Annotated in this window: 11 protein-coding genes and 1 pseudogene; 9 read left to right on the forward strand and 3 right to left on the reverse strand. The window is 72.2% G+C overall.

The features are described from left to right. The 4 genes and pseudogenes from AC0ZLC_RS31800 to AC0ZLC_RS31815 all read left to right on the forward strand — a co-directional run. Positions 1–155 (forward strand): annotated as a pseudogene (locus AC0ZLC_RS31800) (flavodoxin-dependent (E)-4-hydroxy-3-methylbut-2-enyl-diphosphate synthase); the annotation flags it as partial. Positions 156–298: 143 nt separating this feature from the next. Further along, positions 299–1,147: a GNAT family N-acetyltransferase gene (locus tag AC0ZLC_RS31805; RefSeq protein ID WP_476755403.1), complete on the forward strand. Its 849-nt coding sequence runs from the start codon at positions 299–301 to the stop codon at positions 1,145–1,147. 30 nt (positions 1,148–1,177) lie between these two features. Continuing rightward, positions 1,178–1,747 (forward strand): GNAT family N-acetyltransferase, encoded by a 570-nt coding sequence (locus tag AC0ZLC_RS31810; RefSeq protein ID WP_476755404.1) that lies wholly within the window; start codon positions 1,178–1,180, stop codon positions 1,745–1,747. A gap of 102 nt (positions 1,748–1,849) precedes the next feature. Continuing rightward, entirely contained in the window at positions 1,850–3,541 is a 1,692-nt protein-coding gene (locus AC0ZLC_RS31815) for a proline--tRNA ligase (RefSeq protein WP_476755405.1), read from the forward strand. A gap of 233 nt (positions 3,542–3,774) precedes the next feature. Here AC0ZLC_RS31815 and AC0ZLC_RS31820 read toward each other — a convergent pair whose 3' ends face one another. Genes AC0ZLC_RS31820 through AC0ZLC_RS31830 form a run of 3 tightly spaced genes read right to left on the reverse strand, consistent with a single transcriptional unit; the run spans position 3,775 to position 5,725 of the window. Further along, complete coding sequence (locus tag AC0ZLC_RS31820) at positions 3,775–4,680, reverse strand: aminoglycoside phosphotransferase family protein (protein ID WP_476755406.1); 906 nt, start codon at positions 4,678–4,680, stop codon at positions 3,775–3,777. Positions 4,681–4,706: 26 nt separating this feature from the next. Then, positions 4,707–5,183, reverse strand: coding sequence for a ferritin-like domain-containing protein (locus AC0ZLC_RS31825; protein WP_476755407.1), 477 nt, complete (start codon positions 5,181–5,183; stop codon positions 4,707–4,709). Further along, positions 5,180–5,725: a hypothetical protein gene (locus tag AC0ZLC_RS31830; RefSeq protein ID WP_476755408.1), complete on the reverse strand. Its 546-nt coding sequence runs from the start codon at positions 5,723–5,725 to the stop codon at positions 5,180–5,182. Before AC0ZLC_RS31830 ends, AC0ZLC_RS31825 begins: the two co-directional genes overlap by 4 nt. 225 nt (positions 5,726–5,950) lie before the next feature. Here AC0ZLC_RS31830 and rimP point away from each other — a divergent pair, with 225 nt between their 5' ends. The 5 genes from rimP to AC0ZLC_RS31855 all read left to right on the forward strand — a co-directional run bounded on the left by rimP (position 5,951) and on the right by AC0ZLC_RS31855 (position 11,656). Then, complete coding sequence (rimP, locus tag AC0ZLC_RS31835; RefSeq protein WP_476755409.1) at positions 5,951–6,466, forward strand: ribosome maturation factor RimP; 516 nt, start codon at positions 5,951–5,953, stop codon at positions 6,464–6,466. A 2-nt stretch (positions 6,467–6,468) separates the two neighbouring features. Beyond that, complete coding sequence (gene nusA / locus AC0ZLC_RS31840; RefSeq protein WP_358854836.1) at positions 6,469–7,464, forward strand: transcription termination factor NusA; 996 nt, start codon at positions 6,469–6,471, stop codon at positions 7,462–7,464. Positions 7,465–7,594: 130 nt separating this feature from the next. Continuing rightward, positions 7,595–7,888, forward strand: a complete 294-nt coding sequence (locus AC0ZLC_RS31845) for a YlxR family protein (protein WP_476755410.1) — start codon at positions 7,595–7,597, stop codon at positions 7,886–7,888. Between the two features lie 148 nt (positions 7,889–8,036). Beyond that, entirely contained in the window at positions 8,037–11,186 is a 3,150-nt protein-coding gene (infB, locus tag AC0ZLC_RS31850; RefSeq protein WP_476755411.1) for a translation initiation factor IF-2, read from the forward strand. 176 nt (positions 11,187–11,362) lie between these two features. Continuing rightward, complete coding sequence (locus tag AC0ZLC_RS31855) at positions 11,363–11,656, forward strand: DUF503 domain-containing protein (RefSeq protein ID WP_355793302.1); 294 nt, start codon at positions 11,363–11,365, stop codon at positions 11,654–11,656. The last annotated feature ends 8 nt before the right edge of the window (positions 11,657–11,664 follow it).

An 11,664-nucleotide genomic window follows, 5' to 3' on the forward strand; every position in this document is an offset into this window, starting at 1 on the left:
GCAAGGGGCAGATCTTCGTCAAGGGCGAGGTCATCAAGACCGTTCCCGAGTCGAAGATCGTCGAGACCCTCATCGAAGAGGCGATGAAACTCGCCGAGCAGATGGAGGCCGACGGCATCGCCTCCGGAGAGCCCTCGGTGTCGGTCGCGGGCTGACCCTCCGCCCAACGCCCCCGCCCCGGGAGCCCCTCGCTCCCGGGCCGCCGCACGGGTTTCCGGGCCGCGGACACCGGCGGCGCCGCACACCCCTGACAGGTACAGTGCGGAGATCAGCAGACCGTATGGTGAGGCCCCCGCACGTGTTGACCCAGACCACCACCAGGGTCCTCGAACCGAGTGACCTGGACGCCGCGCTCGCCGTCCTCGACAGCGAGCCGGTGGCGAACGCCTTCGTGGCCTCCCGGGTGAAGGTCGCGGGCCTCGACCCCTGGCGCCTCGGCGGCGAGATGTGGGGCTGGTACGAGGACGGCATGCTGACGTCCCTGTGCTACGCGGGCGCGAACCTCGTCCCCATCTGCGCCACCCCCCGCGCCGTCCGCGCCTTCGCCGACCGCGCCCGCCGCGCGGGCCGCCGCTGCTCCTCCATCGTCGGCCCCGCCGGACCCACCGCCCAGCTGTGGCGGCTGCTCGAACCCAACTGGGGACCCGCCCGCGAGGTCCGCGGCAATCAGCCGCTGATGGTCACCGACCGGCTCCCCGACGACATCGCCCCGGATCCGTACGTCCGCCGTATGCGCAAGGACGAGATGGAGACGATCATGCCCGCCTGCGTGGCGATGTTCACCGAGGAGGTCGGCGTCTCCCCGACGGCCGGTGACGGCGGACTGCTCTACCAGGCCCGGGTCGCCGAACTCGTCGGCGCGGGACGCTCGTTCGCCCGCCTGGGCGAGGACGGCAAGGTCGTCTTCAAGGCCGAGATCGGCGCCGCCACCGACCACGCCTGCCAGATCCAGGGCGTCTGGGTCTCCCCCGAGCACCGGGGCCGGGGAGTCGCCGCGCCCGGCATGGCCGCCGTCCTGCGCTACGCGCTCGCCGACGTCGCGCCCCTCGTCAGTCTCTACGTCAACGACTTCAACACCGCCGCCCGCGCGACGTACCGGCGCGTGGGATTCCGCGAGGTCGGGGCCTTCATGAGCGTGCTGTTCTGACACCCCGGAGCTGCCTGTAGTCTCCCCGGCATGCTGCGCTTTCCCGGTCAGGGGCCCCACCACCCCGGCGACGTGGTCATCGGCACGCTGGATCTCGCCGCGCGGGTCGACGAGGCGCTCGCCGTACAGGCCCTCGCGTTCGGGCTCGGCGCCGAGGAGATCGCCGTACGCCGGCAGATCGTGCTGCGGCACCTGGTGTACCCGGGGGCCCGCGCGCTCGGCGCCACCACCGCCGACGGACGGCTCGCCGGCTTCGTCTACGGCATGCCCAACGACCGCACGCACTGGTGGTCCACCGTCGTGGAGCCGTATCTGCGCGGCCAGGGCCAGGACGGCTGGCTCGACAACTCCTTCGTGATCACCGAGCTGCACGTCCACCCCGACCACCAGAACCAGGGCATCGGCCGCGCCCTGATCACCACCCTGACGGACGGCGCCGCACAACCCCGCTCCATCCTCTCGGCGATCGACACCGAGAGCCCCGCCCGCGGCCTGTACCGCTCCCTCGGCTACACGGACCTGGCGCGCCAGGTCCTCTTCCCGAGCGCCCCGAAACCGTACGTGGTCATGGGTGCCCCGCTCCCGCTGCGGCGCCGCTAGCGACCCCCGGCCGGCGGCGGCGCCCGTAATCCGATTTCCACCGTCCCGTACCGCCCGGCTAACCTCCTTGCCATCACCCTTACGCAGCAGGAGTCGAGAATCATGGCCCAGGTCCAGCGCATGTCCCGTTTGATGGTCAAGACACTGCGTGACGACCCGGCGGACGCCGAGACGCTCAGCCACAAGCTGCTCGTCCGCGCCGGCTACGTGCGCCGCAACTCCGCGGGCATCTGGACCTGGCTGCCGCTGGGCAAGAAGGTCCTCGACAACATCTCCCGCGTCGTCCGCGAGGAGATGGACGCGATCGGCGCCCAGGAGGTCCTGCTGCCGGCCCTGCTCCCCAAGGAGCCCTACGAGGCGTCCGGCCGCTGGGAGGAGTACGGCGACCTGCTGTTCCGCCTGAAGGACCGCAAGGGCGGCGACTACCTCCTCGGCCCCACCCACGAGGAGATCTTCACCCTGGTCGTCAAGGACCAGTGCACGTCCTACAAGGACCTGCCGGTCATGCTCTACCAGATCCAGACGAAGTACCGCGACGAGGCCCGCCCCCGCTCCGGCGTGCTGCGCGGCCGCGAGTTCCAGATGAAGGACTCGTACTCCTTCGACACCACCGACGAGGGCCTGGCCGAGTCGTACGCGCTGCACCGCGCCGCGTACCAGAAGATCTTCGAGCGCCTCGGCCTGGACTACCGCATCGTCTCCGCCGTCTCCGGCGCGATGGGCGGCTCGGCCTCCGAGGAGTTCCTCGCCCCCGCCGCCGCGGGTGAGGACACCTTCGTGGACTGCCCCGCCTGCGACTACGCGGCGAACACGGAGGCGGTCACCTTCGCCCTCGCCCCCGTCCAGGGAGACCACGGCCCGGTCGAGGAGCTGGACACCCCCGACACCCCGACCATCGAGACGCTGGCCGGCCACCTCGGCGTCCCCGCCTCCGCCACCCTGAAGAACCTGCTGGTCAAGGTCGACGGCGAGATCGTGGCCGTCGGCGTCCCCGGCGACCGCGAGGTCGACCTCGGCAAGCTCGGCGAGCACCTCGCCCCGGCGGTCGTCGAGCTGGTCACGGCCGAGGACTTCGAGGGCCGCGACGACCTCGTACGCGGCTACGTCGGCCCGCAGGGCCTGGACAAGGTCCGCTACATCGCCGACCCGCGCGTCGCGCCCGGCACCGCCTGGATCACCGGTGCCAACAAGGCCGGCAAGCACGCGAAGAACGTCGTCGCCGGCCGCGACTTCGAGGTCGACGACCACCTCGACGTCGTCGTCGTCGAGGAGGGCGACCCCTGCCCCAAGTGCGGCACCGGCCTGAAGCTGGACCGCGCCATCGAGATCGGCCACATCTTCCAGCTGGGCCGCAAGTACGCGGACACCTTCCAGCTCGACGTCCTCGGCCAGCAGGGCAAGCCCGTCCGCGTGACCATGGGCTCGTACGGCATCGGCGTCTCGCGTGCCGTGGCCGCGCTGGCGGAGCAGTCGGCGGACGAGCAGGGCCTGTGCTGGCCCAAGGAAATCGCCCCGGCCGACGTCCACGTCGTCGCCGCGGGCAAGGCCCTGCAGACCGAACTGGCCCTGGACGTCTCCGAGAAGCTGGCCGAGGCCGGCGTACGGGTCCTGGTGGACGACCGGGCCGGCGTGTCGCCGGGCGTGAAGTTCACCGACGCCGAACTCATCGGCGTGCCGAAGATCCTCGTCGCCGGCCGTCGCTCCGCCGAGGGCGTCCTGGAACTCAAGGACCGCCGCACCGGTGAGCGCGAGGAGCTCACCGTCGACGAGGCCATCGCCCGCCTGTCGGCCTAGGGGCCGTCCGGCCATTCCCGTCGTCGCCCGGAGGGCGGCCCCGCGGCGTCAGGCGCGTGGCCGCCCTCCGGGCGTGGAGCCTCGTACCGGACGTACTTGAGTCTGCGCCCGGTGCGGCGAGTGGGGTACCTCCCACGGCCTTACGACAGGTGGGGTACCTCCCACGCCCCTTCAGCAGTGGGGGAGTGCGTGTCACCGCGTGCCCGCCGCCGGGGAGCGGCCGCGGGGGCCCCTCAGAGCCAGCCCGCGAACTCCAGCAGCAGCTCCGCGTCCTGTGCCCGCCCCACCCGCCGGGCCCTGACGCCGGACTCCACCGCCCGGAACAGGGTCCAGCCCCGCAGCCGTTCCTGGTCCAGGTCCAGCGACTCGGCCAGCCGCTTCACCCGGCGGCGGGTGATCGACGCGCCCGACGGCGAGGCGATCAGGTCCTCCACGCGGTCCCGGACCAGCCGGGCCAGGTCGAAGGCGCACTCGCCGACCACCGGATCGGGGCCCACCGCCAGCCACGGCAGCCGCTCCCCGGCCAGCACCTTGCTCTGCCGGAACGTGCCGTGCAGCAGCCGCTGTTCGGGGTCACCGGCGAGCAGCTCCTCACGCGCCGCGAGCGCCGCGTCCACCAGCGGTCCGCTCTCACTGTCGGCGCTCGCCCGCATCGCCTCGGCCTGCCGGCCGGTCCGCTCGGCCACCGTCTCGAAGACATGCCAGGACGGCGGCTCGACCCACAGCCGCCGCAGCGTCCCGGCGGCCTCCAGCAGCGCCTTCGCCTCGGGCAGCGACCGCACCGACACCTCGGGGTGCAGCCGCTCCAGCAGCAGCACCCCCTGCGCGTCGCCGCGATCGAGCAGCTGCACGGCGCCGAAGCCGTCCCAGTGCGCCAGTGCCGCCCGCTCGTGCGCGGGCCGGGCCCGCTCGGGCGCCAGCTTCAGCACGGCGGGTGTCCCGTCGGCCAGCCGGACCAGGACGACCAGACTGCTGCGGCCACCCGGAGCCTGCACCCGCTCGACCGTCAACTCGCGTAGACCGACGGCCCGCTGAACCTGCTCGGGCAGCTTCTCCAGCCACTCGGCGGCCGCGTCGGTCCCGTTCTGCCGCGTCTCGCCGAGCGCCCGCACGAGGCGATGCGGCGGTTCGAAAGCCATCCGCGAGTCGTTCCTTCCAGGTCGCGTCACGTCGGCGGGGCCACCGACGCCGAGGGGCCGGCCGCCCGCTCGGCGAGCCCAGGGAAGGCTACGCTCTCGCCGCGCCAGCGCACCGCACGCACCGCCGCCTCCCGGAGCGCGTCCGCGGCGCCGCGCCGCCGTGTCCCCCCGGCTGCCCGCACCAGGTCGCCGTAGACACCGGCCAGCCGGTCCTCCAGCTCGGCCGCGAGCCGCACGGCCGCTGCCGAGTCCGGCACGGCGAACGGCAGCGCGTACGCGGCCGCCGAGGCCACCGGCTTCCCGTCCAGGTCACGCACGAGACGCTCCAGCTCGTCGCGCCGCGCCCGGTGCGCGTCGTAGGCCGCCCGTGCCTCGTCCCGCCGCGCCGCGGCGATCCTGCCGCCGACGACGCCGTATCCGTACACGGCGGCGTGTTCGGCGCCCAGTGCGGCCTGCAGGGCCTTCAGCTCCGCGGCCTTCCTCCCGTTACCCGCCGTGCTCACTTGCCGTCCTCCGTCAGCAGAAAGGCGTGGGCCGCGCCGGCCGCCGCCACCGAGGCCAGCAGCCTGGCCAGTTCGCCCGGCACCTCCATCAGCTCCTTGGCGCGCCGGTCCGCCAGGGTGCGCTCCGCCGCGGCCAGTTCGGCGAGCGCGTCCTTCTCCCGCTCCGGTACGGCGGAGGCGCTCGCGGACGGAACCGCGGAGACCGATGCCGATGCCGAACGGGAGGGCGAGGGGGAGGCCGACGTCCGCGCGCCCGCTCCGAAGGCTCGTGCGTGGCGGACGACCTCGGCGCGCAGCGGGTCCAGCCGCCCGGCCAGGGGCGGATGGGCGGCGGTCACGGCGGCGTACCGCGCGGCGAGCGTCTCGCTGTCGCGGGCCGCACGCGCGCGTGCCCGGTCGCCCGCGGAAGGGCTCCCGTCGGCGGTGTCGGTGGCGGACTCGTGGGCGGTACAGCCCGCGAGCGCGAACGCGCCCGCGGCCGACGCGAGCAGGCTCCTTCGGCGCGGCCCCGACGGGGTGCGCGGCGGCAGGGTGAACGGCACGGCAGACGTCCTCGGCAGGCTCGAACGACAGGGAGGGCGGCAGGCCCGCGATCACGGTACCCGCGCACCGGCCCGGCGCCCGCCAGCGGCTCTCCCGGGAGCGGGGGAGTCCCGTCCCGCGTGCCGCCCCGCCGCGGTGGACGGCAACACCCCCCGCGACCGGATACCCTTTCACCTGACACGCGACCAACCCACAACAGCACACGCGGCCGAGGAGTCACCCGGATGAGCACCACCCAGAGCGAGAGGCTGCGAGAACTGCTGGAACCGCTCGTCGGCTCTCAGGGACTCGATCTCGAGCAGATCGAAGTGGACTCGGTCGGGCGCAAGCGGGTGCTGCGTGTCGTTGTCGACTCGGACGCCGGTGCCGACCTCGACCAGATCGCCGATGTGAGCCGCGCGCTCTCGGCGAAGCTCGACGAGACGGACGCGATGGGCGAGGGCGAGTACACCCTCGAGGTCGGAACCCCGGGTGCCGAGCGCGAGCTCACGGAGCACCGCCACTACGTACGCGCCGTCGACCGGCTCGTGAAGTTCCAGCTGGGCGAGGGCGACGAACTGGTCGCCCGGATCCTCGAGGTCGACGACGACGGCATCGACGTCGAAGTGCCCGGCGTGAAGGGGCGCAGACCCACCGCCAGGCGGCTCGCCTTCTCGGACGTCGCAAAGGCGCGCGTCCAGGTCGAGTTCAACCGCAGGACCAAGAACGACGAGAACGAAGAGAACGCAGAGGAGGCGTAGCCGTGGACATCGACATGAGTGCCCTGCGGGGCCTGGTACGGGAGAAGGAGATCTCCTTCGACCTGCTGGTCGGAGCGATCGAGTCGGCCCTCCTCATCGCCTACCACCGCACCGACGGAAGCCGCCGCCACGCGCGCGTGGAGCTCGACCGGGAGAGCGGTCACGTGACCGTGTGGGCGAAGGAGGACCCGGCGGAGCTGGAGGAGGGGCAGGAGGCGCGCGAGTTCGACGACACACCGTCGGGATTCGGCCGTATCGCCGCCACCACCGCCAAGCAGGTGATCCTGCAGCGTCTGCGGGACGCCGAGGACGACGCGACCCTCGGTGAGTACGCGGGCCGGGAGGGCGACATCGTCACGGGCGTCGTCCAGCAGGGCCGCGACCCGAAGAACGTGATGGTCGACATCGGCAAGATGGAGGCCATCCTGCCGGTGCAGGAGCAGGTGCCCGGCGAGCAGTACCAGCACGGCACCCGCCTGCGCTCGTACGTCGTGCGGGTGGCCAAGGGCGTACGCGGCCCCTCGGTGACCCTGTCCCGTACGCACCCGAACTTGGTCAAGAAGCTGTTCGCCCTCGAGGTGCCGGAGATCGCCGACGGCTCGGTCGAGATCGCGGCCATCGCCCGCGAGGCCGGCCACCGCACCAAGATCGCGGTGCGCTCCACACGCTCGGGCCTGAACGCCAAGGGCGCCTGCATCGGCCCCATGGGCGGCCGGGTGCGCAACGTGATGGCCGAGCTCAACGGTGAGAAGATCGACATCGTCGACTGGTCGGACGACCCGGCCGACATGGTCGGGAACGCGCTGTCCCCGGCCCGGGTCTCCAAGGTCGAGGTCGTCGACCTCGCGGCCCGCTCCGCGCGGGTGACGGTCCCGGACTACCAGCTGTCGCTGGCCATCGGCAAGGAGGGCCAGAACGCCCGCCTCGCCGCCCGGCTGACCGGCTGGCGCATCGACATCCGACCGGACACCGAGCAGCCGGACGAGAAGCGGGACTGACGCGGGCACACGCACGGCCGGGGGACGGATCCCGGCCGTGTGACGCTTCGATCACGACAGTTTTACGCACGGCAACTGTTCGATTCTTGCCCCAAAGGGGTGAGGTCCGTGCGGGGAGGTAGACTTAAGAGTGTCTGGCCGGACGCGAGACTGCGCATGCCCCGAACGCACCTGTGTGGGGTGCCGGGATCGAGCGGCCAAGACCGATCTGCTGCGCATCGTGGCGATCGAGGGCGCATGCGTCCCCGATCTTCGCGGTACGCTGCCCGGCCGGGGTGCATACGTGCACCCCACCGTGGCCTGTCTCGACCTGGCGGTCCGCCGCCGGGCGATCCCACGGGCGCTGCGTGCCCAGGGAGTGCTCGACATGTCGGCCTTGCGCCGAGCGGTCGAGGAGACGGTTGCCGAGCAGGCAACACCGTAAGACATGTGTCGCACGGAACCCCGTGCGGCCTTGGTACCCCGCGAGTTGGAAGTAGGTCGAGATTGCGATGAGCACTCGATGAGCACGCGATGAGTACGCCCATGAAGTAGCGACGGTCCGGACGCAACCCGGACCTAAAAGGAGCGATGTGGCTAAGGTCCGGGTATATGAACTCGCCAAGGAGTTCGGAGTTGAGAGCAAGGCCGTCATGGCCAAGCTCCAGGAACTCGGTGAATTCGTCCGTTCGGCGTCCTCGACGATCGAGGCGCCCGTTGTACGCAAGCTGACCGATGCTTTCCAGCAGGGCAGCAACGGCGGCGGCAAGTCCGCCCCGCGCAGGTCTTCGCCGGCTCGTCCGGCAGCCCCCTCTCCGGCGCAGGCGGCCCGTCCGGCCGCCCCGCGCCCGCCGGCCCCGAAGCCGGCCGCGGCCGAGAAGCCCGCGGCGCCTGCCGCCCCGGCTGCTCCGGTCACCCCGGCGGCAGCGGGCCCGCGCCCGGGTCCCAAGCCCGCGCCGAAGCCCGCTCCGGCGGCTCCGGCTCCGGCCGCGCCCGAGTTCACCGCGCCGCCCTCGGCTCCGGCGGCCCCGTCGGCTCCCTCCGCCCCCGCCGCGGGTGCCCGTCCGGGCGCTCCGCGTCCCGGCGGCCAGGCTCCGCGTCCCGGTGCCCGTCCCGCCGGTGGTCCCGGCCAGGGCGGCCAGGGCCGTGGTGACCGTCCCGAGCGCAGCGACCGCGGTGACCGTCAGGGCGCCGCGCGTCCCGGCGGCCAGGCCCCGCGTCCGGGCGCCCGTCCGGCCGGTCCCCGTCCGGGCAACAACCCCTTCACCTCTGGTGGCTCCACCGGTATGGCGCGCCCGCAGGCGCCCCGTCCGGGCGGCGCTCCGCGTCCCGGCGGCCCCGGTGCCCCGGGCGCCCCGCGCCCGCAGGGTGCCGGCCAGGGTGGTCCCCGTCCGCAGGGTGGTCCCGGTGGCGCTCCGCGTCCGCAGGGCCAGGGCGGTGCCCGTCCGGCTCCGGGCGGCATGCCCCGCCCGCAGGGCGGCGCTCCGCGTCCCGGCGGCGCCCCCGGCGGCAACCGTCCGAACCCCGGCATGATGCCGCAGCGTCCCGCTGCGGGCCCGCGTCCCGGTGGTGGCCCCGGCGGTGGCCGCGGTCCCGGTGGCGGCGGTCGTCCCGGCGGTGCCGGTGGCGGCGGTCGTCCGGGTGGCGGCGGCGGTTTCGCCGGTCGTCCCGCTGGTCCCGGTGGCGGTTTCGCCGGTCGTCCGGGTGGTCCCGGTGGCGGTGGCGGCGGTTTCGCCGGCCGTCCGGGTGGTCCCGGTGGCGGCGGTGGCCGTCCCGGCTTCGGCGGTCGTCCGGGTGGTCCCGGTGCCCGTGGAGGCACGCAGGGTGCGTTCGGCCGTCCCGGCGGGCCCGCCCGTCGTGGCCGCAAGTCGAAGCGGCAGAGGCGCCAGGAGTACGAGGCCATGCAGGCCCCGTCGGTCGGCGGCGTCATGCTGCCTCGCGGCAACGGACAGTCCGTCCGCCTGTCGCGCGGTGCGTCCCTCACCGACTTCGCGGAGAAGATCGGCGCGAACCCGGCGTCGCTCGTCGGCGTGATGATGAACCTCGGCGAGATGGTCACTGCCACGCAGTCCGTCTCCGACGAGACGCTGAAGCTCCTCGCGGACGAGATGAACTTCGTCCTCGAGATCGTCAGCCCCGAGGAGGAGGACCGCGAGCTGCTCGAGTCCTTCGACATCGAGTTCGGCGAGGACGAGGGTGGCGAGGAGTTCCTCGTCGCGCGTCCGCCGGTCGTGACCGTCATGGGTCACGTCGACCACGGTAAGACCCGCCTCCTCGACACCATCCGCAAGACGAACGTCGTCGCGGGCGAGGCCGGCGGTATCACGCAGCACATCGGTGCGTACCAGGTCACGACTCAGGTCAACGACGAAGAGCGCAAGATCACCTTCATCGACACCCCGGGTCACGAGGCGTTCACCGCCATGCGTGCCCGTGGTGCCAAGTCGACCGACATCGCGATCCTCGTGGTGGCGGCCAACGACGGTGTGATGCCCCAGACGATCGAGGCGCTGAACCACGCCAAGGCGGCCGACGTGCCGATCGTGGTCGCGGTCAACAAGATCGACGTCGAGGGCGCGGACCCGACCAAGGTGCGCGGCCAGCTCACCGAGTTCGGTCTGGTGGCCGAGGAGTACGGCGGCGACACGATGTTCGTCGACATCTCCGCCAAGCAGGGCCTCAACATCGAGAGCCTGCTGGAGGCCGTGGTCCTCACCGCGGACGCCTCGCTCGACCTTCGGGCCAACCCGGAGCAGGACGCGCAGGGTATTGCGATCGAGTCCCACCTCGACCGCGGCCGCGGTGCCGTCGCGACCGTCCTGGTCCAGCGAGGCACCCTGCGGGTCGGCGACACCATGGTGGTCGGCGACGCGTACGGCCGTGTCCGCGCGATGCTCGACGACAAGGGCGAGAACGTGGAAGAGGCGGGTCCCTCGACCCCGGTCCTCGTCCTCGGTCTCACCAACGTCCCCGGCGCCGGCGACAACTTCCTCGTCGTCGACGAGGACCGCACGGCCCGCCAGATCGCCGAGAAGCGCGCGGCGCGTGAGCGCAACGCCAACTTCGCCCGGCGCGGAGTCCGGTTCTCCCTGGAGAACCTGGACGAGGCCCTCAAGGCCGGTCTGGTGCAGGAACTCAACCTCATCATCAAGGGCGACGCGTCCGGTTCGGTGGAGGCTCTCGAGTCCTCGCTGCTCCAGCTCGACGTCGGCGAGGAGGTCGACATCCGCATCCTGCACCGCGGTGTTGGTGCGGTCACCGAGTCGGACATCAACCTGGCGACCGGCTCCGACGCGATCGTCATCGGCTTCAACGTCCGCGCTGCGGGCCGCGCGGCGCAGATGGCGGAGCGCGAGGGCGTCGACGTCCGGTACTACTCGGTGATCTACCAGGCCATCGAGGAGATCGAGGCGGCCCTGAAGGGCATGCTGAAGCCGGAGTACGAGGAGGTCGAGCTCGGCACGGCGGAGATCCGCGAGGTCTTCAAGTCGTCCAAGCTGGGCAACATCGCCGGTGTCCTGGTCCGCTCGGGCGAGGTCAAGCGCAACACCAAGGCGCGCCTCATCCGCGACGGCAAGGTCATCGCGGAGAGCCTCAACATCTCCGGGCTGCGTCGCTTCAAGGACGACGTCACCGAGATCCGCGAAGGCTTCGAGGGTGGTATCAACCTCGGAAACTTCAACGACATCAAGGTCGACGACGTCATCGCGACGTACGAGATGCGGGAGAAGCCGCGCTCGTAAAGCGGTTGTGTGAGCTGGCCGGCGGTGACAAGTCACCGCCGGCCAGCTTGCCGTTTGCGGGGGTCGCGCCCCGGAAACCCTGTCGAGGACCCCGGCCCTTCGTTGTACGGTTCTGGTGTCCCGCCAAACATTTGGCTGGGCCATCTACCCCGTACCGGCGGGACATCCGGACACACATGTACGTGGGGACACTGTCCTTCGATCTGCTTCTCGGCGACGTCCACTCGCTGAAGGAGAAGCGCTCCCTCGTCCGGCCGATCGTCGCCGAGCTTCAGCGGAAGTACCCGGTGAGCGTGGCGGAGACGGGCAACCAGGACCTCCACCGCAGGGCCGAGATCGGTCTGGCGGTGGTCTCCGGAGACACCGAGCACCTCACCGACGTCCTGGACCGGTGCGAACGGCTCGTCGCGGCGCGACCGGAGGTGGATCTGCTGTCGGTTCGGCGCAGACTCCACAAAGACGAAGACTGACGGAACAA

It is taken from the genome of Streptomyces sp. GLSS-08, from assembly GCF_056387915.1.

What these genes read in the sequence shown, in the direction of transcription:
- AC0ZLC_RS31810 (WP_476755404.1), top strand. Translation starts at nt 1,178, where the DNA reads ATGCTGCGCTTTCCCGGTCAGGGGCCCCACCACCCCGGCGACGTGGTC.
- AC0ZLC_RS31815 (WP_476755405.1), top strand. Translation starts at nt 1,850, where the DNA reads ATGGCCCAGGTCCAGCGCATGTCCCGTTTGATGGTCAAGACACTGCGT.
- AC0ZLC_RS31820 (WP_476755406.1), bottom strand. Translation starts at nt 4,680, where the DNA reads ATGGCTTTCGAACCGCCGCATCGCCTCGTGCGGGCGCTCGGCGAGACG.
- rimP (WP_476755409.1), top strand. Translation starts at nt 5,951, where the DNA reads ATGAGCACCACCCAGAGCGAGAGGCTGCGAGAACTGCTGGAACCGCTC.
- AC0ZLC_RS31855 (WP_355793302.1), top strand. Translation starts at nt 11,363, where the DNA reads ATGTACGTGGGGACACTGTCCTTCGATCTGCTTCTCGGCGACGTCCAC.